Here is a 22018-nt window from a genome sequence, read left to right on the forward strand (position 1 = left end):
AATATAGCAACACCAGCGTGAGTGATCTGCACTGATTCCAGATCGCTCTCAAGATACTCATGCCAAATACTCATATCAGTCAAAGGACGCTGATCAAGTCCCCTCTACAGAGGTTGATCGTCGTCGAGTAGCCGCTTAGTCAATAATGTAGTGATGCTTAACCCGTTTAACTACACCTAGCTGCAATAAAAATATCATTGAAAAGGATTTTCTATGAAACAATTGATGTTCAAACTTTCAATTCCATTGATGCTCGGTTTAACCAGTAGCATTGCATGTGCCACAGAAAATGGGGCTGACTCATTTGCCCTCGGTGCAGAAGGTATGATGGCAGGCGCACTACCACCCGCTGGCGTGTATCTATTAAGCTATTATCAAAATTACCATGCTGGAAGTTTTGACAATGGCCCAGCGAATTTTCATTTAGATGTAAATGCCTTTATCCCCCGTTTGGTCTGGATGACAGAACAAAACTATCTCGGCGGTCAACTGGGTTTCTATGCCATACAGCCTATGGTTGATCTCAGATTATCTGCAGCGGGGATGTCAGACCATAACACTGCCTTAGGTGATTTAATGTTGGGGTCAATGTTAGGTTGGCATCAAGGAGATCACCACTGGATTGCTGCGGTAGAAACAGTACTCGCCACAGGTAAGTATGATAAGGCCACAGCACAACAGCCTTTGGTCGCCAATATTGGCAAAAACTACAATACTGTTCGACCGATTTTTGCTTACAGCTATGCGCCAAAAAATGGTTTAGATATTTCAACTAAAATTTCTTATAGCTTTAATACTGAAAATGATGATACCCAATACAAATCTGGGGAATATTTTGCTGGTGATTATAGTCTTGGATATAAACTTACTGATCAGATTAAAGTGGCTGTTGAAGGCTATGCTTTTAAGCAAACCAAGTTAGATAAGCAACAGGGTGAAAATATTGCGATGCGAGGACAAGTTTTGGCAATTGGTCCTGCCATACAATATCAAGATAAAAACTGGTCAATTGAAGCAAAGTATTTAAAAGAAACTCATGTTGAAAATCGCCCTGAAGGCCATACGAGGGTATTAAAATTTGTTTGGGCTTTTTAGTGGCTATGCTTTGCGTTCAACAGTATTTGTTTTTTTGTGCTGATGCTCAAATGTAGATGTTAAATCATACTCTTAACCAGTCATTAACGCCGAATGAAAATCATTCGGCGTTAATTTAGAAACCGTCAATTCAGGTTAAAGTAAAGCTGCAATATATCAACATAAATCACTTCGGTTTACACCAATGATTATTTATAAATCTAATACCAATCTTTTGCCTTTAGCACGAGATACACAGATCATCATCGATTGCTGTGATGCCTTTTCATCATCACTCAAATACTGATCAAAGTGCTCTGCTTCACCCTCTAGAATTGCAGTTTCACAGGTACCACACACCCCTTCACGACATAAACACTCAACATCAATATTCAATGCTTCAATTGCCTGTAAAATAGTCTGGTTGCCTTGAACTTCGACTTGCTGATTGGATTTCGCCAAAACCACAGTAAATGCTTCACCATCTTCAGGTACGGTTGAAGCAAATTGTTCCCAATGAATATATTCATCTCGATAACGATGAAAATTACAACGATCAATCACAGCATCAATCATTGGCTTTGGCCCACAGACATAAACATGTGTGCCCTTTGGCTGTGCAGAAATTAATTGATCGAGGTCAAGGCATTTCCCATCTGAATCGACATAACTAAAAATATGTTCAGCATGTTTTTGTTTGAGCTCTTGCAACAGCGCAGCATGCTCCAGCGAACGATAAGCATAATGCAATTCGTAATCTGCCCCACGTGCTGCCAATTCATCCATTTGCGGCACAAAAGGCGTAATCCCAATCCCACCCGCAATTAAAATATGTTTTGCGCCATTTTCAGCCAGTGGAAATAAATTTTTAGGTTCTGAAATCAGAATTTCACAACCTTCATTGCATTGCTCATGCATATAGACCGAACCACCTTTACCTTCTACATCTTTACGTACGCATACTTGGTAAGCGCTAAGATCCTGAGCACAGCTCATCAGTGAATAGGCATTGGAAAGCTGATCATTCATTTTAACAATGATATGACTGCCCCCATTAAACTGAGGAAAATTTTGTCCATCCTGACGTTTAAATGTAAACCGTTTGATCAATGGTGTAAGTTGCTCTACCCCTGTGACCACTGATGCAAACATTTCATAATGACTTGCCATGTCTAAATCCTCTTTACCACATATTGCTTTGTTAAGTACTTATTCAAGCGCTTTCTCATTGGGGGGCAGCGTGTTGAATGATCATCAATGAATGTCCAACACGCCTTTATCCTATAGCCCTAAACACATATATTTAATGGTCATGAATTCTTCTAAGCCATACTTAGAACCTTCACGGCCTACCCCTGATTGCTTCACGCCACCAAAGGGAACCACTTCATTTGAAATTGCAGTTGAGTTCATCCCCACCATGCCATATTCAAGTTGTTCTGCGACACGCCAGATCCGTGAAATGCTTTCGCTATACACATAGGCGGCCAAACCAAAAATGGTGTCATTGGCCTGAGCAACCACATCTGCTTCATCACTAAATCGAATCAGTGGTGCAACTGGCCCAAAGATTTCTTCTTTGACAATTTCCATGCTTTGATCCACATCTGTAAGCACAGTCGGTTCAAAAAAGGTCTGTCCAAGTGCATGCTGTTTACCACCACAAGCCACTTGTGCACCTTTTTTACGTGCATCATCGATCAACTGTTGTGCTTTAAGGACGGCTTTTTCATTGATTAAAGGGCCTATCTGTACATTTTCCTCAAGACCATTGCCAATCTTAAATTTTTCAACTTCTTGCACAAATTTCTCAGTAAATGCCTGATAAACCTTGTCATGTACATAAATACGGTTGGCACAAACACAGGTTTGCCCTGCATTACGGAATTTGGCAAAAATTGCACCTTGTACTGCTTTATCTAAATCTGCATCATCAAAAATAATCAATGGCGCATTTCCACCGAGTTCGAGCGCAAGTTTTTTAATCGTGTCTGAACATTGCTGCATCAATAAACGACCAACAGGCGTTGAACCAGTAAAAGTTAGTTTTTTGACTTTTTCATGACTGGTAAATACCGCACCGATTTCTTGTGACTGACCTGTTACAACATTGATCACCCCAGCAGGAATCCCTGCCATTTCTGCAAGTTTGGCAATGGCCAAGGCGCAATAAGGCGTTTCATTGGCAGGTTTAATCACAATCGTACAACCCGCAGCTAAAGCTGGCGCAGCTTTACGGGTAATCATAGCGATTGGGAAATTCCAAGGCGTGATCGCTGCAACCACACCTACAGGTTCCTTGGTAATGATAAAACGCTGTTGATTATTGGTGGTAGGAATCACATCACCATAAACTCGCTTGCCCTCTTCTGCGAACCATTGAATAAATGAAGCAGCATATTTCACTTCACCTAAGGCTTCAGCCAAAGGCTTGCCTTGTTCAATGGTCATGATACGAGCCAGTTCGTCAGCATGTGCCAATACCAACTGATACCAAGCCAATAATAAATCTGCGCGTTTTTGTGCAGTTAAGGCTTTCCACGTTGCTAAGGCTTGATATGCAGCATCAACCGCGAGGCTTGCTTCTGCTGCCCCCATATTGGGAATACGCCCAATCTCTTCACCTGTTGCTGGGTTGGTGACGGGTACAGTGGCATTGGATTGTGCATTGATCCATTGACCATCTACCCATCCGCGTTGTTGAAATAGCGGACTACCTTGCAAACTTGACATGTCATGATCCTATGGTTTGAAAGCAAGGTACGGCTTCATTTGCCGTACCTTTAACTTGAGAGCTTCTCTAAAAATCACATGATTGAGCTGTTCGCCCCAGTGATGTTTTGAGAGGCTCCTTTAAATGATTACTTGTGATATTGCGCAACGAGGTTTTGGAAATAAGCAATACCGTGTTCACTAATCCCCGAACGTTGCTTATCCGTCATGATTCGCCCTTGACCGCGATAACCACGTGACTTTAAGCCACGTTGCACACTTTCAACCAGATTTAAATCTTCTGGGCGGAAGACATTACGATACCATTCAATCAAATCTTTTTGGTCTTGAGTCAGTTCTTCATTGGTAAAGTAAATATCATAATGTTGTAATGTCGTTTCAGCATCTACAGGAAATTCATAGATCACAGTCATGAAGTTACCGCCTGGTGGTACATTAAACATAGTGCAAGGCCATGTCCAAAAGCCACTAAAGGTTGGATCTTTCACAGATGGATCAAGCTTGAACGATTTTTCCGAAGAGCGTGCATAACCGTACTGCAAAGTCCAGTTTTGATGTGTGGTATGCCAATATTTATCCACTTGAACAGAATCTGCAAAGCCTGGATGTGCAGGTCCACAGTGATAACACTCCATATAGTTATCTACAATCACTTTCCAATTTGCAGGTGTCTCTGTCACAAAGCGTGCTGCAAGTTTTAAATCTTTGATGACAGCACAAGTTTCATTAAGTTTTTGGGCAAATTCAGGCAATTGATCTTCAACACAAGTGGCATTTTCATCCATGTTAATAAAAATAAAACCTGCGTATTCTTCAACTTTTACCGGTACCATCGTTGAGTTTTGTTTATCAAATGATTCAACATGATCACAGTTACGTGCCAACGCCAAACTCCCGTCTAGCTTGAATGTCCATGCATGATAAGGACAGGTAATTACGTTCTTCGCTTTACCACTTCCGCTTAACAATTCATGACCACGATGTGGACAGACATTATAAAAAGCCCGTAATACACTATCTTTACCTCGAATCACGATAATGTTTTCACCAATCACCTTACGAGTAATATAGTCATTGGCTTGCGCCACCTCACTGCCGTGTGCAACGCAAATCCAGCTTTTTGCAAAAATTGCTTCTTTTTCACGCTCAAAAACCTGAGAAGATGTATAGAAGACTTTTGGAAAGGTCCAAGCTACGTCCGGGTTTGAACAGAAATCTTCTGGTAATTTTTCAACTGCATTCATGTCTTTTACTCCATTAAACTCTTTTTTGTCCTAACGACCTTTTGATTAAAATTGGCTGATGTTCAAATCAATTAAACATTGGCTTTAACGAACTCAGCATGCGCTGATATAAATCTTGCACCACAGGACAGTCACGTACTAAACGCAAACTGCCATGTAGTAATCCTTTACCGAGATAAAATTCGGTTGCAATATTGGCCTGTTTTAACTTGTCAGCAAAAATACGCCCATCATCACTGAGAGGGTCATACTCAGCGACGGCAATAAAACTACGGGGCATATCGGAAAAATCCTGTGCCAACAGTGGTGATAAACGTAAGTCCTGCCAATCGCTTGCATTTGGCGCATAGGCTTTCAAGTAATCATGCATATCTGTTACTGACAGTAACGGTGCATCCGCTTTCTGCTGACAGGATGCCGTATCAAAACGACTACTCAAACATGGATAAACCATTGCAAGACCACAGGCTTGAGCCCCTGTATGTTGTAATTGCACTGCAAGTGCAGCCGCTAAATTACCGCCCGCACTGTCCCCCATCAAAACAATTTTATTTGGGTTTATCTTCCATTGCAGACCATGTTGATAGAGCCAGTGATATACTGTTTCACAGTCTTCATATGCAGCTGGAAAATGATGTTCTGGTGTTAAGCGATAATCCACACTCAACACAGCAACATTTAAATCACGACATAAATAGCGAGTGATAAACTCATGTGAATCAAGATTCCCCACCATCCAACCACCACCATGAAGATATAAAATACATGGCCAACCTGTTGCTGGTGCTTCACCCAGTGGTGAATACAACCGAACATTCACTGGATGATTGAGCTGCGGCACAGTTTTATCTTCAATATTAACCGTACCATCACGCGGTAAGGTGTAATGTAAGCACATCGCATCATACGCAGCCCGAATAGAATCGATATCATCATCCGCAGGCGAATAAATGCTGCTCCAGTACACCAGACTTTGCATTTCTTCACTCAATCTATAGCGCATGCTCGGTTGTTGTGTCATGACAATTCCTTTTGACTGGTTTTATCCGCAGTGGGTTCAATTGCAACATCAATGTGCATATGTTTATTTGCATCTGTTTGATCTAAAGATTCCAACTCGCTAAAACTCATTTGCTCAATCAGATGGGATGGAACCTTTGAATAATCCTCAATCAACCATTTCACCAAGCCATAGGTCTGTATCAAAATAATCACAATGAATGGCAAGGCAGTCACAATGGTCGCAGTTTTCATGGTGTCCAAAGGCGCTTTAGAGAAAATCATCGCAATCGGAACAAGGGTTAGCATCACACACCAGAACAACCGCGCATTTGGTGATGGGTCTTGCCCCTCACGTAAACCGCGGGTACACGTTGCTGACACCGCATAACCCACAGCATCCATATGTGCTGCAAGAAAAATCACCATAATTCCAAGGAAGATCCACATCATCAGTTTGCCAGCAGGCAATAAACCAAGCAGTTGGCTAATCGCAACTTCACCGCCTTGTTGGCTTAAAACTTGTGGCACATTGACCATACCGTGAATAAAGTTATAGACACTGTAGTTTTCAAACACCCCAAAGATGAACCATAAACCAACGCTACCGCCGATGACCATGGCAAGAATCACTTCTTTGATGGTACGTCCCTTTGAAACACGCGTTACAAATAACGCCACACCCGGTGCATAAGAAATCCACCATAACCAATAAAATACGGTCCATTCACGGGTGAACTTTCCATCGCCCATTGGGTCGGTAAATAAACTCATATCGACAAAATTGGTTGCCATTAAGCCAAAGCTCATCAGCGAGTTATTCATAATGAATTGGGTCGGCCCAAAGCACAGCACATAAATCGCAAACAACACCACACCTAAACACACCATATGGCTGAGACGTTGCATGCCCTTATCCATTCCCACATAAGAACTTAGGGCGAATAAAATCGATACTGCAAAAATAATCACCACTTTGGTCATAAAAGTATTGGGAATACCTGTCAACTGCGACAAAATATTGGTAAAGGTCACCGCAGTCAGCACCAAAGAAATCGTTAAAGCACCGAACATACACAACAAGAACATCAGATCGACAAGACGCCCAACAGGTCCGGTTGCCTTAAAGCCAGTGACCGCTTCAATCATTGAAGCCAAACTCAAGCCTTTATTCTTTCTGACATGGTAGCTATAACACAGTGAAATTGAAGCTAGCGCATAGATCGACCAAGCACTCAATCCCGAATGAAAGAATGAGTAAGCAACGCTATATTTCAATGCTTCCGCTGATTCAGGGGTTAAATTTAAACCCGGTGTTTGATAATAATAAGCCCAGTCTAAGAAGCCCCAATATAAGGTCGAAGAACCAATACCCGATAAAATGAACATGAAAATCCATGACATGGTAGTGTATTGCGGCTTACCTTCACCTAACTTGATTTTTCCATATTTACTAAACGCCAAAGCAAAGGTAAAAATAATTGACAAAAATGTAAATAACAGCACGGGTGTGGTAAAAACAGATGTTGTCCACTTCATCCATTGAGCAGCAAGCTGTATAGATTCAGTTGAGTAAATTGCCAAACCAGCCACCGAAATAAACACTACGGCAAGACTGGTTATTGCAAGTGTCTTATCTGTATAAAGTTTTGTATTTTGATTATCCATATCCATTCAATCCATCTTGGATCCTGATTGTTTATTCCCTAAGGGCGATTACTCCATCGCGAATAAGTTCATTTTTTGATGTGTTACAAATGCTGCAATCGCATCTCCAACTTCGCCCGTTTTGGCTGTTCCACCCACATCTGGTGTTTTCGGGCCATGTAACAATACATGTTCAATCGCCTGCATAATCTCTTGGCCTGCTTGAACCACCTGTTCGTCGCCATCTGCCAAGAAATCCAACATCATTGCACCAGACCAGATTGCAGCAATTGGATTGGCAATTTTTTGACCATAAATATCGGGTGCAGAACCATGTACAGGTTCAAATAACGATGGGAAATTACGTTCTGGATTTAAGTTTGCAGAAGCGGCTAAACCAATCGTTCCTGTACATGCAGGTCCCAAATCCGACAAAATATCACCAAATAAGTTTGAAGCAACCACCACATCAAAACGTTCAGGCTGTAATACAAAACGAGCGGCCAAAATATCGACATGCTGTTTGTCTGCCTTGATTTGCGGATACTGTTTTGCCATCGCATCAACACGTTCATCCCAGTACGGCATACTGACTGCAATACCATTTGATTTGGTTGCAGCGGTAACTTTTTTAGCATCGCGTTGATTGGCAAACTCAAAAGCATATTTCAAAATGCGATCTACACCATGACGGGTAAACACAGCTTCTTGTAAAACAAACTCACGCTCAGTACCTTCAAAAGCCTTACCACCAATCGCAGAGTATTCACCTTCGCTATTTTCACGGACCACATAGAAATCAATATCTCCTGGTTTTTTACCTGCAAGTGGGCATTTCACCCCAGGCATTAAACGTACTGGACGTAAATTCACATATTGGTCAAAACGACGACGGAACTGTAGCAAAGACCCCCAAAGAGAAATATGATCTGGTACTTTTTCTGGCCAGCCCACAGCACCAAAGAAAATTGCATCGTATTGCTGTAAAATTTCAAACCAGTTGTCTGGCATCATTTTGCCGTGTTCAAGATAATAATCACAACTTGCCCACTCAAATGCATCGAACTGTAGCGCTATGCCATATTTGTCTGCAGCAGCCTTTACAACCTTAATCCCTTCTGGTAGAACTTCTAACCCGATTCCATCGCCTGCAATCGTCGCAACTTTATACTTTTTTGCCATAACGCTCCCTTACACCTTTGGTTAATATCCTTAGAAGTAAACATGCTATTTTCAGCAAAAATGATCAATAATAAAACTATCACCCCAATGGACACGGATCGTGAACAATCTACCTAACCTATCGGATTTAAAGGTTTTTTGCACAGTAACGAAACGCAAAAGTTTTGTTGCATCTGCGGAAGAACTGGGTGTTTCACCTGCATTTATTAGTAAGCGCATCAATATTTTAGAAAACAATTTAAACTGTAAATTGTTTCATCGCAGTACCCGTCATGTCAGTTTGACTGAAGATGGCAAACTGATTTTGGAGAGAGTTGTTCATATTTTGAATGAGTTCGATGAAATCAGTGAGTTAGTCAATAACCCATTGAGTACCCCTACTGGACATCTGGATATTGTCAGTAGCTTTGGTTTTGGACGCAAACACGTCGCACCGATCCTATCGAAGCTAATGACCATGTATCCAAAATTAGAAATTCAGTTTGATACGATTGATAATACGAAAGATTTAATTCAACACAGTATTGATCTAGATATTCGGATTGGTAATGAAATTGCACCCAATATGATTGCCAAAAAAATGGTTTCAAACTTCCGAATTTTTTGTGCTGCACCAAGCTATTTAGTCAAAAATGGTATGCCTAAAAGCTTAGATGATTTGCGCAATCATGATTGCTTAACCATCAGTGAGCGTGATCAATCCTCGGTGTTGTGGAAATTACGACATGCTTCGGAAGATATGTCCGTACATGTTACTCCTCGCTTTATATCCAATAATGGTGAAATTATTCATCAATTGGCAGTTGAAGGTCATGGCATTATCTTACGTTCAATTTGGGATGTTGCTGATGAGCTGATTAGTGGTCAGTTACAGCATATTTTGCCTGAGTACTGGCAAGATGCCGATGTATGGGCAGTCTATCCTTCACGGCTAAAAAGCTCGTCTAAATTACAGACTTGTATCCTGTTTATACAAAATGAACTGCTCCATCGATTGCAGCATGTTCAGAACCTATCGCGTGGACAACAGGTTCAAGCGGTTGAACTGACTCAACCGAATACAGAAAAAGTATTTCTATAATTACGATAAGCTGCCTGCTTTCTTTTTCCATCAACATCATGCACATTAACCCGATCATGAAAAAGCAGGTAGCATATGAGTACGGCAATATTTGGCCTTATTTTAATCGCAGCGGCATTTCACGCCACTTGGAATGCTATTGTAAAAGCAGGCTCAAATAAATTTTTAACCACTGTATTGGTGACTGCATCAGCAGCAGTTTTAGCAGCGCTACTACTGCCCTTTTTCCCGCTACCACATCGCGCTAGCTGGCCTTATATTTTAGCCTCAACGGGAATACAAATTCTCTATTTTGGCATGGTTGCCAAAATCTATCGTGTCGCTGACATGGGACTAAGCTATCCACTGATGCGCGGTACTGCTCCGCTTATTGTGGCAGTTTTGGGGACATTTTTGCTACATGAAACACTGGAATTCAATGCGTGGGTTGGGATCATTACCATTTCGATTGGCATTTTATCCATGATCTTAGCAAGCTCTCAAACGGGACGAAAAGGGATTGGTTTAGCCTTACTCAATGCGGTCTTGATTGCTGGCTATACCTTGGTGGATGGTCATGGGATTCGTCTCTCAGGATCACCCATTTCTTATATCTTATGGAGCTTTGTGCTCTCAGGTCTGATCTTTTTTATATTTGCCTTGAAAATGCAGTATCGCCAGATGGGTGATTATTTTCGTCATAATTGGCATTTCGGTTTAATCGGTGGGATTGGCTCATTTTTCTCTTATGGACTCGCATTGTGGGCGATGACACTTGCACCAGTTGCGATTGTTGCCGCACTGCGTGAAACCTCAATTTTATTTGCTACGCTAATTTCGATCTTTATTCTCAAAGAGCAAGTTAATACGATACGTATTATCTCGTCATGTATTATTTTAATCGGGGCATTGGTCCTAAGAGTTGCCTAATACTAAAAGCCGTTTATTCCTAAGTACCAACTATTCCTAAGAGTAGCTGGCGTAGGCAGAACCGAAAGAACCAGCCTTTTTAAATAGACTGGTTGATCTTCAATGTTAATTTTAGAAGTAATAACCAAGTGATAAGTAAAATAATTTATTCCACTGATTACTGTCGCCTTGTGCTAGACCATTGGCACTCCCGCCTGTCATTGGATCATTACGACTCCAAATATATTCACCCTGAATTCCTACGGCCTTGTAATTAAAATACACCCCCGCAATTAAACGATCTGAATCTTGATAGCTCTTCTGATCTTTAAAGAAACGGCTATAGGACAGATAAGGTTTAATATTTTCTAACTGATAAAAAGGCTGTGCCAAGGTGTAATTAATTTCATTGGCCATAAATTTACCTTTATTGGCCACTTGGTAGGGATAATCAAATGCCCCGATGGTTGAGCTATTTGGCAGTAGATTATCGGCATTTTTAATGTTCTGTTCACCTGCAAGGAAAAGCCATTGCCATGCTTGATAATTGGTTGTACTAAATACACTCCATGTACTTCGATGACCGTCTTGCTGCGTGCGATTATTTTCCAGATCTGAGTACCAGAATGAACCACCAATCTCAGTTGAAAACTTTTGCGCTGGGTCCAACTCAAATTTTTTAGATAAGCGAGTCACCCACATATTTTTTTCATCGATATCTGTGCCTTGGCTTAAATCATCGGCTTGAACAAAGTTGCCACTATAGCGACTTGCGTCTTTGGATGTCCCTGTATAGTTACCACCATCTGTTGGGTAAAAACCTAAAATAAAATTGTATTGATCATTTTTAAACTGATACTTCGCACCTAGATTTTGAATATCTTCTAAACCAACCGTATTTAACAAGGTTTCATAATAACTGTTACCCCACAGTCGACCAAATCCAAAATCAACTGATTGAAAACCCACGGTAAAGCGTTGTTGGTCTGAAATTTTATATCCAGCCCAAGCATCTTTTAAAAATAATCCATCACATAAACGGCTGTATTGGTAACAGCGTAGATCTAATGAGGCAATCCAATTTGGATTTTCATAACTCAATACTGTTTTAATATCTGCAAGCTGCCAATCCTTGTTTTTAGAACCTTCATTTGCCTCAACGATATAATCTTTGTACATATATCGGGTACGGATTGCGCCAGAAAGTTTAAGTTCACCTGATTCTGTTTTAGGGTCACCTATACTTAAATCTGCTGCAAAACTGGGCATGCTGACCAAAAGTCCCATTGAACCTATAAATAGAAATAACTTCTTCATTGTTGTACATCCTTGTTTAACCTCATATAAAAATGAAGAGTTTATGTACAACAAACAATGGGCAAACTATAAAGTCGGAATTTACAGACTGTGTTTAATGCGGATTGATTAAATGATAGTAAGGGAGTAAAAAATCTGTGATTTTTAGGTTTTATTGAAAAACCAAACTTATGACAACGATTCAAATCAAAGCGTCTTAAAATCAATAAAATCGTTTTAATTTTGATTACATGCAGCTAACTTTAATGTACTTTTATAAACAGAAATCAGCCAGACATTAATGTCATCATAGCTTAATGGAATACCTGCCGGAGTCTTTGCGAATTTTCCTAATGGATATAAAATAATTAGAGAAAAATCTTCTCTAAAAAACCTAACTATAGGTATTTTTTAATTCTATTTGGCACTTTGCTTAAAAGACCTAATTTTTTCATCTCTGCATAATATAGAGCGTAGTTTTTTCTAGCGATCGGTTCATTTTTTTGTGCGACATAAATATCGGCTATATTTAAGTAAGCTACTGCTCTACTTGGATCTAGCTTTATAACATGGTTTAAAATGCTTAAAGATTCATTATAATAACCTAATTTATATAAATAAAATGCAGAATCATTGAGCTCTTGAATATCATTTTTGCTATATACAGGCAATTGACAATTTATACTTTTAATTATTTCATCTATTTCTAATTTCTCAGACTTTTTCAATTTCTTTAAATTTTGGCTTGTTGAATAATTCATATAAACAACTGTGCCTCTTCCCCCACCTACATCAGCCTCCCAAATAGGTAGATCCTTTTGCTTATCCCACTTTCCAGCACACATACCGCTTAACATTGTTGGAATAGCATCCACAATCACTTTATTTTTATTATTGATAATTAAACAGTAGCGTTGATCATGATCTGAAATCGGTAAGGTCAAAAAGTTATATTTTTTAGTGATGTATGAATATTCAGGAAAGACATCTTTCAATGAAAGACTAAAATTTTCATCACTTAAATTTAGCGGACTACAATTTTTATAGCTTAAAAAATCAGGAGTTGCATATACTGTAAAAATTGTACTACTTAACAATATAAAGAACGTTTTCTTTAGCATTATGGTTGTCCTAGTGTTTATAACTTTATTATAAGTTCAGGTTCATTGATTGGCTCATAGAATTTGTTACTTTATAAAGTAATTTAGAGGCTACATGCTGTTTAAATTTTCTTGAGCTTATAAAGTATAGTCATGGGTTTAAATTGAGATATTTTAATTTTGTTTTAAAATAAAAAAAATGATTGTTGAAATTAGCAAACAAAATGATGAAATAGTGATATTTCTTGTAACAGACTTATACCATTTACCATGATCTCTGAATAATAAATTAAGGTTTTTATCATTGAGATTAGGAGATAAAGGCAAGTATCCTTTAGAAAAAACTGAGTTTCTTTTAAGTATTTTTAACTCCCTAAATCTTAAAGCAGCAATAGCTCCTACAGCCATTTCTATTTGTAAGTGATTCGCCCAATCTAATTTTTTATAATATTTGGGATCTCCAAAAAATAGATTAGAGAGAGAATGAAGATTTTTTTTAACATATTTATAGCTTTTAAATACAGCAATTGGATAGCTAACAAACAAAAGTAAGGTTGTGATAGTTAGTATTATTTTTAAAGTATTTTCCAGCATTTTATTTAGTCATCCATTCTATACTTCGATCAGCACCAGATCCAACCATTTCACCTAGCCAATCTCCGGCTATTCCTCCAGTAACAGCGTAAGCACCAATAACGACTAGCTCAATATCATCTCTATAAATGGGCTACGACAAAGTTGAAGTCTTGGTTTTTGATATAAGTTAATTTTCAATATTATTTTGGCACGAAGAGTAATATCGTTAATATTGATAAGCAAATAGACGAAAAAATTATATTTTGTACAACAGACTTATACCAATCTCCATGATTCTGTAATAATAGATTAAGGTTTTTATCATTGAGGCTAGGTGCTAATGGTAATAACCCTTTAGAAAAAACTGTATCTCTTTTTAATACTTTTAGTTCTCTGAATCTAGCTGCCGCAATAATTCCTATTGTTGTCTCGATCAAAAAAAAATTAGTTAAAGCTAACTTTTAAAATATTTAGGATTTTCGAAAAGTAATTTAGATATAGCACTAAGATTTTTTTTAACATATACATAACTTTTGAAACTAGAAATCAATGCACAAGAGATCCAAAGAGACCCAACTACTGCAAAAATTATTTCCAAATACTTTTCTAACATTCTAATTAATCACTCTTTCTATATTTTTATCTACGCCATTTCCCATAATTTAACCAACCTTACCTCCCCCTATTCAAACAGCAACAATGCAGCATCTCTATAACGATTAATCCAATACCACCTGTTCCGACACTTATAACTATTGCGGTGCAAAGCTATTTGGTTCATAAACATAGAGCTTAGTATAATCAGTTTGAACTTTCGATGATTTCACTGATTCCCATACAATCAGATCACCATCCCGACCAAACAAGTTTAGACTGTAGGCTGATTGGTAATTCTAAAATAATCGGCGACCAAACACATCATAACCATAATCAGTAATTATTTACAAAGATCATCACCCCATTTATTGTAAGAATACAAAACACCATCGACATTATTTTTTGGTAATTTTCCACCTTTAAAATCATAAAGTTCCCCATTCCCAACAATTACTACATTGATACGATTATTCAAACCTAAACAATATGTATTAACGCCTACTCCTTTTCCTTTAAGCATCCATCCATCTTTTTCTAATAAATTTGTTATTTCTAATATTTTCTGACTATTATTAGAACCCTTTAGATCAAAATATGAAACTTGTACTTCTGCTCTTCGTAATGAATCAATAACGTCCAAATTTTCACCTAAAACAGTTTTCATTTTTTCATCAAAATGGTATTTATCTGAAGGTTCATTATAAATTTTATTACTACTGCATCCTATTAAAGTGATCATAGAACATATTAAAAAACTTAAACTGCAAAATTTCATATTTAATCCCTAATTTTTTCTGTAAGAGAGCGGCCTTGACCTTCAACACCATATCCAACATTAAAATCAGCACCTGGAGTACCAACCCCAATTTCAAAACCTTTCATCGTTTTAGAGGCAAAATAAGCTTTAACTTTTTCACTAACCGATGTAGAACTTGTATCAATAGGTAATACTAAACCTGCACGTACTCCCCATATACCACCACTTGCACTTCCTGCTAAACCAGTTAAAAATGCATCTGTATTATTTACTTCACAATCCTTTACTGGTTTATTAAAAATATAACCTGCCACAACTAGCCGAAAACTTACCTTTTAATTTTGTAAGATCAGAAGCACCTAGTTTTTTACTTCCATCAAGCACCATCACAGCATTCTTACCTACGCCGAAGTAAACCATTTTTAGCACTTATTAAATTTCCTTGTAAATAATACAAATAACCTAGTGAATAGTGGGCTGGTGAAAAACAATAATTAGCGGATTTATTTAAATAAAACTCAGCAAGCTCATAATTTTTCAATCTATCTTTTCCAATCAAATATGAATATCCATCATAATAATCCACATAATAACTACCTTTCATTTTTTTAATATCTTCATCAATTTTATTTTGATTTCCCTGCAAAGAGTATAAACTCATTATCATTATTTCCTTTTCATTAAAATCATCAACTTTAATACATTTAGCATATAAAATATCAGACCAAGTTAAAAAAACAAAATAACATATAATCTCATAAATCAACTCAGCATTAAAAAAATAAAAAAAACAAAAATTAATAAAAAACAAATCTGTATAAAATATAAAAATTTTAGTCTTTTTGCATAAAAATTATGATTATCAAAATTTTTAAAAACTATTTTATAAAGATATTTAGTATGTTGAAAACTTTTCAAGTTGAAACCCAAATAATCTTTTGCAATATTTTTACTAATAAAATATTTAAACAAATAAAATCGAACTATACAAAATAAAATAACATACAGAAGCAGTGACGATAAAAATAAAAATAAAATAAATCCATCTGACATTTATCTTAATCCCCCAAAATTTAAAGGAGCCCGTGGAAGCATTTGTTGATTTCTTTTTAATTGCTCATGATCGATTACTGTTTTCGGGGCTAAAGGGTCATATGATCTTTTTTCTCCGCTAACTCCACTTAAAGATGCTCCTAACCCAACACCCAAGGCAATATTTCCATAAAAACCACCATTCATTGAGTAACCTCCACATACACTCACTGCCAATCCTGCGCCTGCACTTGCACACGCTTCATAATATTTCCCATCTTTTAAATTACCAGCATTTAATACTTCTCTAGTGGTTGTTGCTTCCAACGCTATCCCATATGTATTCCCACCTTTCACACTATATTTTCCATTTCCATCATATGATGCAGAAGCACTAACTCCAACTAAAGCAGCAGCAGTGACATTTGCATTCATACCAGTTAAAACTCGATCTGTCATTTGAACTGCAGCCGGTTTATTTTTTAATCTACTTGGTACTTGTGAACCAGGTATTCTATCTACAAAAGCCTCTTTCATCGCACTTCCGAGTGATTCATTTAACCCCATCGGATCAATCCATTGATTTGGATCACTTACATAAGTAGAATTGTTTAAACCACCTTTTAATCCAATTGGATCTTTACTCACATACCTTGCACTATACGGTTCATAATAACGATAGCGGTTATAGTGTAACCCTGTTTCCTTATCCTTGCGCTTCAGACCGAGCAGTGCTCGATCTTTGCTCATGCACCCTGAAATCGGATCAACCCACTGATTCGGATCACTTACATAAGCTAAATTATTAAAACCTCCTTCCAATCCAATAGGATCTTTACTCATGTATCTTGCACTATACGGTTCATAATAACGATAACGGTTATAGTATAAGTCTGTTTCCTTATCCTTGCGCTTCAGACCGAGCAGTGCTCGATCTTTGCTCATGCACCCTGAAAACGAATATTACTTTGTTGCAATGGATTGTCTTGGTTTGTTGTATTAATTTCTAAAGCAGTGCCCCATGTATCCTGTTTAATTTCCCAAACACATTCCCCTAACTCATTACTTAAAGTTTGTGGTGTACCGACTTGGTCACAGTGGTAAAAAGCAACACGTTCTAATTCAGCTTTGTTCTTTCTGGTTTCAGTTTTTCATACAGGGTCTTTATAAATCGAATAAGGTACGTTTTGGAATTGGCGATAGTCAGGTGTTTCTATCAGTTGAATAAAACCTCTATAACCAGTCTGTAATAACGGTACAAAGCTATTCGGTTCATAGACATAGTGTTTGGTATAATTTTGCTGTTTTGATTGAGTTTGGTTTGCTTGATATGACTCCCATATCATTAAATCACCATCCCAACCAAATAAGGTTAGGCTGTGGTCTTGATGATTATTCTTAAATAATCGCCTGCCAAAAACATCATAACCATAATCATTAATTATTAATTATTAATTATTAATTATTCACAAAGTTCTTCTCCCCACTTGTTATAGCTATAAGAAATTATGTCCACATCCGTTTTTGTAACTCTAACCTTATTTCCTTTAAAATCTGTCGCATTAAATGATATTGGACTAGCTATATTGATGCTATTTTTTGAACCTAAACAATATGTATCGACACTTATTCCTCGCCCTTTAAGTTTCCAGCCATCTTTTTCCAATAAGTCTATTATTTTCTTAGTTTTTATAGAGTTTGCAGGTAACTCGACATACGCTAACTGAACTTCTGCTCTATTCAATGAATTAACAACTTCTAATTTTTCACCTAAAACAGTTTTCATTTTTTCATCAAACGGGTATTTATCTGATGGTTCATCATAAATCTTATTACTATTGCATCCCATTAAAGCGATCATAGAACATATTAAAAAACTTAAACTGCTAAATTTCATATTTAATCCCTAATTTTCTCTGTAAGTGAACGACCTTGAGCTTCAACACCATATCCAACATTAAAATCAGCTCCTGGTGTACCAACCCCAATTTCAAAACCTTTCATCGTTTTAGAGGTAAAATAAGCTTTAACTTTTTCACTAACCGATGTAGAACTTGTATCAATAGGTAATACTAAACCTGCACGTACTCCCCATATACCACCACTCGCACTTCCTGCTAGCCCTGAAAGGAAACTATCTGTACTTTGATCTTCCCCCCTAGCTACTGGTTTATTAAAAATATAGACTGCCATACAACTAGCCGAAAACTTACCTTTTAATTTTGTAAGATCAGAAGCACCTAGTTTTTTACTTCCATCAAGCACCATCACAGCATTCTTACCTATCGCTTTAGCACCTTTTACATCTGGCCTAGATGATGCACCTACTTGAAATACCTTACCATTATGTAGGTTAGTAATCTCTGCATAAGCAAAGGGGCCTACCCCTCCCGAACAATAAACATAATCGAATAACGGAGGACCTTGCAACCGACAAATATCACCTGTCTTCATCCAACAGTCATAATTTCGATAACCTTCGTATTCTAAATTTGCTGAAGCTTGACGACTTAAACCGATAAATTCTCCACCATAGGTTACTTGCAATCCCAAAGCATCTACCCACAAAGTTGGATTAATTACATAACTGTAGTGATTCAATCCTGCGTATAAATCTATAGGGTCTTTACTCACATACCTTGCACTATACGGTTCGTAATAACGATAACGGTTATAGTGTAAGCCTGTTTCCTTATCCTTGCGCTTCAGACCGAGCAGTGCTCGATCTTTGCTCATGCACCCTGAAAACGGATATTACTTTGTTCCAATGGATTGTCTTGGTTTGTTGTATTAATTTCTAAAGCTGTGCCCCATGTATCCTGTTTGATTTCCCAAACACACTCCCCTAACTCATTACTCAAGGTTTGTGGTGTACCGACTTGGTCGCAGTGATAAAACGCAACACGTTCTAATTCAGCTTTGTTTTTTCTGGTTTCTGTTTTCCATACAGGATCTTTATAAATCGAATAAGGTACATTTTGGAATTGACGATAGTCAGGTGTTTCAATCAGCTGAATAAAGCCTGTATAACCAGTCTGTAATAACGGTACAAAGCTATTCGGTTCATAAACATAGTGTTTGGTATAGTCTTGCTGTTTTGATTGATTTTGGTTTGCTTGATATGACTCCCATATCATTAAATCACCATCCCAACCAAATAATGTCAGACTATTTTCATTCGCATTATTCTTAAATAATCGGCGACCAAACACATCATAACCATAGTCTGTAATTTGACCATTGTTGTCACTTTGAATCAGACGATTTAAGTTATCCCAAGTGAGTTTTAAGGTCTGATCTGCTTGAGTGGTTTCAATCACATTGCCCTGTGCATCATATTTATAATGTTTGCCTTGATACTGGCTAATCAAGTTATTTTTCACTTGCGCAGCTTGTGTAGCAATTGGATCAATTATGCGTAAAATCCTAATTAAAAAAACCTTTGTTTGCCTATCATTCCGATATAATTTTAAAATATAGTTTTTACTTAACTACACCTAATTCCTTTAATTTATCTTGAGCTTCTGTATTCCCCTGTTTCTCAGCTTTTTTTAACCAAAATATAGCTTCTTTTAAATTCTTATTTTTATCTTTATTTAATAATATTAAAGCTAATTGAAGCTGTGCATTCTCATGATCTTGATTAGCGGCTAATCTATAATAATATTCAGATTTATTTAAGTTTTTCTCTCCACCAATTCCTCTCAAATACATAATACCTAAACCATTTTGGGAAGGGGCATCTCCCTTTTTTGCTGCTTTTTCTAACCATTCCTTAGCTACATTTGCATCTTTAGGGAATCCACTATCACCATTTAAAAAATTCATTGCGACATTGTATTGTGCATCAATATTCCCTGATCTAGCTAATTCTAATTCATAACTTTTTTCATATGAGGCGCTATTAGCACATGCACTACAAATAAATAAAATACTCAAAATAACCAAAATTTTCATAACTAATAAACCTATAATCCGTTAATATTAATATTAATAGGGGGTTGCTGTTTTAATGCTTCTGGCGCTACTTCTTTAACCGTTGGCCGATTTAATTGCGCTGGGCTAAATCCAGGTGCAGCAATTGCCCTTTTTTTATCAAAACAACCACCAGGTCCGCAAGCAGGTTTTTCAGAAACTCCACAAAAACTCCATTTTTCTTTGACTCTTACAACTTTACCTAAAAATGTTCCTATAGCTGCATTTGTTGTTGCATCACCATTATCACTTTGTATATCTGTTGTCGCTACTCCTAAAGCTTTTCCTCCCCAAGATACCCCCTTACCTACTACGGATCCTTCTACAGCAGCTCCCCCCCAAGCACCATTTAAATTATTAGGATAAATTGTTGAATTGTTATCAAAGAATGTTATTCCTCCTGATGTTCTACCTGCTGGCACGACACTAGCTCCCCCAACGCCCATTGCCACTGCATCAATTTCCAAATTAACTTGATATTTATCAATACATTGTGATGTTAAGTTGTAATTACCATAAATTACTGGCCCTAATGTCCAAGTAACTTCTTTTCCTGAAAAACCAACTAAACCTAAAGGGTCTATCCATTTATTAGGATCACTAACATACTTAGTGCTATGTAAACCACCAAATAACCCAATTGGGTCTTTACTCACATACCTTGCACTATACGGTTCGTAATAACGATAACGATTATAGTGTAGCCCTGTTTCTTTATCGTAATATTGTCCCTGAAATCTTAAGTTGGTTTGCTCAAGCAGATTATCACTTGTATTTATTTCTAAAGCTGTGCCCCATGTATCCTGTTTAATTTCCCAGACACATTCCCCTAGCTCATTACTTAAAGTTTGTGGAGTACCGACTTGGTCACAGTGGTAAAAGGCAACACGTTCTAATTCAGCTTTGTTCTTTCTGGTTTCAGTTTTCCATACTGGATCTTTATAAATCGAATAAGGTACGTTTTGGAATTGGCGATAGTCAGGTGTTTCAATTAGTTTGATAAAGCCTGTATAACCAGTCTGTAATAACGGTACAAAGCTATTCGGTTCATAGACATAGTGTTTGGTATAATCAGTTTGCACTTTTGATGATTTCACTGATTCCCAAACCATCTGATCACCATCCCAACCAAATAAGGTTAAACTCTGGTCTTGATGATTATTCTTAAATAATCGGCGACCAAATACATCATAACCATAATCTGTGATTTGACCATTGTTGTCACTTTGAATCAGGCGGTTTAAGTTATCCCAAGTTAACTTTAAGGGCTGACCTGCTTGAGTGGTTTCAATCACATTGCCCTGCGCATCATATTTATAATGTTTGCCTTGATACTGGCTAATCAAGTTATTTTTCACTTGCGCAGCTTGTGTGGCAATCGGATCAATCAAGTTCCCCGCAGGATCAAAACTAAAGCTTTCAGATTTATATGGGTTTTGGCTTTTGATTAAACGCCCGATTGGATCATATTGGTAATTTAACTTACCTAAACGACTATCATCAACTTGAGTCAGCAAATAGTTGTTATCATAGTGATAATGACGTTCTGCTTGAAATTGTACCCTGTTCGTTGTTTCTTGTTCTGGGCGAATGACTTGTGAGCTGAGTAAGCCCACATCATTATAATTCTTGGTTTGCACTAAACCATTGGCCAGCAGTCGCGTGGTTTCACGATGTAAATCATCACGTTGGAATGCCACCATATCTTGTTTGTTAAAAGCAATACCATAAATATGCCCTGATCCATAACTTAGATTGGCTTGTACTTGTCCATCAGGACGAATGGTTTGAGTCAAATTCCCCAATTCATCGTACTCATAACGTAATACTGCTGTGA

General features: G+C 37.6%; 18 protein-coding genes and 3 pseudogenes. 3 read left to right on the forward strand and 18 right to left on the reverse strand.

Annotated elements, in window-relative coordinates:
* Positions 1-213 precede the first annotated feature (213 nt).
* Positions 214-1095 (forward strand): SphA family protein, encoded by an 882-nt coding sequence (locus ACG9ZL_RS19020; protein WP_419361242.1) that lies wholly within the window; start codon positions 214-216, stop codon positions 1093-1095.
* A gap of 192 nt (positions 1096-1287) precedes the next feature.
* Here ACG9ZL_RS19020 and cntB read toward each other — a convergent pair whose 3' ends face one another.
* The 6 genes from cntB to ACG9ZL_RS19050 form a co-directional block, all read right to left on the reverse strand.
* A complete protein-coding gene (gene cntB, locus ACG9ZL_RS19025) occupies positions 1288-2244 on the reverse strand; it encodes a carnitine monooxygenase, reductase subunit CntB (RefSeq protein ID WP_419361244.1) in 957 nt (318 codons plus the stop codon).
* Between the two features lie 111 nt (positions 2245-2355).
* Positions 2356-3807 (reverse strand): NAD-dependent succinate-semialdehyde dehydrogenase, encoded by a 1452-nt coding sequence (locus ACG9ZL_RS19030; RefSeq protein WP_419361247.1) that lies wholly within the window; start codon positions 3805-3807, stop codon positions 2356-2358.
* Between the two features lie 128 nt (positions 3808-3935).
* Positions 3936-5051, reverse strand: coding sequence for a carnitine monooxygenase subunit alpha (gene cntA, locus ACG9ZL_RS19035; RefSeq protein WP_336954777.1), 1116 nt, complete (start codon positions 5049-5051; stop codon positions 3936-3938).
* Positions 5052-5118: 67 nt separating this feature from the next.
* Positions 5119-6072 (reverse strand): alpha/beta hydrolase, encoded by a 954-nt coding sequence (locus tag ACG9ZL_RS19040; RefSeq protein ID WP_419361250.1) that lies wholly within the window; start codon positions 6070-6072, stop codon positions 5119-5121.
* Positions 6069-7724 (reverse strand): BCCT family transporter, encoded by a 1656-nt coding sequence (locus ACG9ZL_RS19045; RefSeq protein WP_419361253.1) that lies wholly within the window; start codon positions 7722-7724, stop codon positions 6069-6071. The genes ACG9ZL_RS19040 and ACG9ZL_RS19045 overlap by 4 nt, the downstream gene beginning before the upstream one ends.
* 42 nt (positions 7725-7766) lie before the next feature.
* A complete protein-coding gene (locus ACG9ZL_RS19050; RefSeq protein ID WP_419361256.1) occupies positions 7767-8879 on the reverse strand; it encodes a tartrate dehydrogenase in 1113 nt (370 codons plus the stop codon).
* A 100-nt stretch (positions 8880-8979) separates the two neighbouring features.
* Here ACG9ZL_RS19050 and ACG9ZL_RS19055 point away from each other — a divergent pair, with 100 nt between their 5' ends.
* The gene (locus tag ACG9ZL_RS19055) at positions 8980-9960 is read left to right on the forward strand and encodes a LysR family transcriptional regulator (RefSeq protein WP_419361258.1); all 981 of its coding nucleotides are present in this window, start codon (positions 8980-8982) and stop codon (positions 9958-9960) included.
* Positions 9961-10035: 75 nt separating this feature from the next.
* The gene (locus ACG9ZL_RS19060; RefSeq protein WP_419328257.1) at positions 10036-10869 is read left to right on the forward strand and encodes a DMT family transporter; all 834 of its coding nucleotides are present in this window, start codon (positions 10036-10038) and stop codon (positions 10867-10869) included.
* Positions 10870-10980: 111 nt separating this feature from the next.
* On the opposite strand, the gene ACG9ZL_RS19065 is transcribed toward ACG9ZL_RS19060, so the two are convergent.
* The 12 genes and pseudogenes from ACG9ZL_RS19065 to ACG9ZL_RS19120 form a co-directional block, all read right to left on the reverse strand.
* A complete protein-coding gene (locus ACG9ZL_RS19065; protein ID WP_303577324.1) occupies positions 10981-12165 on the reverse strand; it encodes a TonB-dependent receptor in 1185 nt (394 codons plus the stop codon).
* Positions 12166-12542: 377 nt separating this feature from the next.
* Positions 12543-13265, reverse strand: a complete 723-nt coding sequence (locus ACG9ZL_RS19070) for a tetratricopeptide repeat protein (protein ID WP_419361262.1) — start codon at positions 13263-13265, stop codon at positions 12543-12545.
* 153 nt (positions 13266-13418) lie between these two features.
* Positions 13419-13838 (reverse strand): hypothetical protein, encoded by a 420-nt coding sequence (locus ACG9ZL_RS19075; RefSeq protein WP_419361265.1) that lies wholly within the window; start codon positions 13836-13838, stop codon positions 13419-13421.
* Between the two features lie 734 nt (positions 13839-14572).
* Positions 14573-14761: pseudogene (locus ACG9ZL_RS19080) on the reverse strand (hypothetical protein); the annotation flags it as partial.
* Positions 14758-15192 carry a hypothetical protein gene (locus ACG9ZL_RS19085; protein WP_419361268.1) on the reverse strand — a complete coding sequence of 145 codons (435 nt, stop codon included), beginning with the start codon at positions 15190-15192 and terminating at the stop codon, positions 14758-14760. The pseudogene ACG9ZL_RS19080 and the gene ACG9ZL_RS19085, both read right to left, overlap by 4 nt.
* Before the next feature lie 2 nt (positions 15193-15194).
* The gene (locus ACG9ZL_RS19090) at positions 15195-15488 is read right to left on the reverse strand and encodes a hypothetical protein (RefSeq protein ID WP_419328251.1); all 294 of its coding nucleotides are present in this window, start codon (positions 15486-15488) and stop codon (positions 15195-15197) included.
* Between the two features lie 83 nt (positions 15489-15571).
* Positions 15572-15835, reverse strand: coding sequence for a hypothetical protein (locus tag ACG9ZL_RS19095; RefSeq protein WP_419361271.1), 264 nt, complete (start codon positions 15833-15835; stop codon positions 15572-15574).
* A gap of 929 nt (positions 15836-16764) precedes the next feature.
* Positions 16765-17651: pseudogene (locus tag ACG9ZL_RS21325) on the reverse strand (RHS repeat-associated core domain-containing protein); the annotation flags it as partial.
* A 17-nt stretch (positions 17652-17668) separates the two neighbouring features.
* On the reverse strand, positions 17669-18103 hold the full coding sequence (locus tag ACG9ZL_RS19105) for a hypothetical protein (RefSeq protein ID WP_419361273.1): 435 nt from the start codon (positions 18101-18103) through the stop codon (positions 17669-17671).
* A gap of 2 nt (positions 18104-18105) precedes the next feature.
* Positions 18106-19622: pseudogene (locus ACG9ZL_RS19110) on the reverse strand (RHS repeat-associated core domain-containing protein); the annotation flags it as partial.
* A gap of 67 nt (positions 19623-19689) precedes the next feature.
* Positions 19690-20163: a tetratricopeptide repeat protein gene (locus ACG9ZL_RS19115; RefSeq protein ID WP_056512575.1), complete on the reverse strand. Its 474-nt coding sequence runs from the start codon at positions 20161-20163 to the stop codon at positions 19690-19692.
* 11 nt (positions 20164-20174) lie between these two features.
* Positions 20175-22018 (reverse strand): RHS repeat-associated core domain-containing protein (locus tag ACG9ZL_RS19120; protein WP_419361277.1); only part of this gene is annotated, 1844 nt, incomplete at its 5' end.

Origin of the sequence: Acinetobacter legionensis (genome assembly GCF_048551735.1) — a bacterium.
Taxonomy (GTDB): domain Bacteria; phylum Pseudomonadota; class Gammaproteobacteria; order Pseudomonadales; family Moraxellaceae; genus Acinetobacter.

Coding starts and splice junctions, on each gene's coding strand:
- ACG9ZL_RS19020 (WP_419361242.1), top strand. CDS start 214: ATGAAACAATTGATGTTCAAACTTTCAATTCCATTGATGCTCGGTTTA.
- cntB (WP_419361244.1), bottom strand. CDS start 2,244: ATGGCAAGTCATTATGAAATGTTTGCATCAGTGGTCACAGGGGTAGAG.
- ACG9ZL_RS19030 (WP_419361247.1), bottom strand. CDS start 3,807: ATGTCAAGTTTGCAAGGTAGTCCGCTATTTCAACAACGCGGATGGGTA.
- cntA (WP_336954777.1), bottom strand. CDS start 5,051: ATGAATGCAGTTGAAAAATTACCAGAAGATTTCTGTTCAAACCCGGAC.
- ACG9ZL_RS19040 (WP_419361250.1), bottom strand. CDS start 6,072: ATGACACAACAACCGAGCATGCGCTATAGATTGAGTGAAGAAATGCAA.
- ACG9ZL_RS19045 (WP_419361253.1), bottom strand. CDS start 7,724: ATGGATATGGATAATCAAAATACAAAACTTTATACAGATAAGACACTT.
- ACG9ZL_RS19050 (WP_419361256.1), bottom strand. CDS start 8,879: ATGGCAAAAAAGTATAAAGTTGCGACGATTGCAGGCGATGGAATCGGG.
- ACG9ZL_RS19060 (WP_419328257.1), top strand. CDS start 10,036: ATGAGTACGGCAATATTTGGCCTTATTTTAATCGCAGCGGCATTTCAC.
- ACG9ZL_RS19065 (WP_303577324.1), bottom strand. CDS start 12,165: ATGAAGAAGTTATTTCTATTTATAGGTTCAATGGGACTTTTGGTCAGC.
- ACG9ZL_RS19070 (WP_419361262.1), bottom strand. CDS start 13,265: ATGCTAAAGAAAACGTTCTTTATATTGTTAAGTAGTACAATTTTTACA.
- ACG9ZL_RS19075 (WP_419361265.1), bottom strand. CDS start 13,838: ATGCTGGAAAATACTTTAAAAATAATACTAACTATCACAACCTTACTT.
- ACG9ZL_RS19085 (WP_419361268.1), bottom strand. CDS start 15,192: ATGAAATTTTGCAGTTTAAGTTTTTTAATATGTTCTATGATCACTTTA.
- ACG9ZL_RS19095 (WP_419361271.1), bottom strand. CDS start 15,835: ATGAGTTTATACTCTTTGCAGGGAAATCAAAATAAAATTGATGAAGAT.
- ACG9ZL_RS19105 (WP_419361273.1), bottom strand. CDS start 18,103: ATGAAATTTAGCAGTTTAAGTTTTTTAATATGTTCTATGATCGCTTTA.
- ACG9ZL_RS19115 (WP_056512575.1), bottom strand. CDS start 20,163: ATGAAAATTTTGGTTATTTTGAGTATTTTATTTATTTGTAGTGCATGT.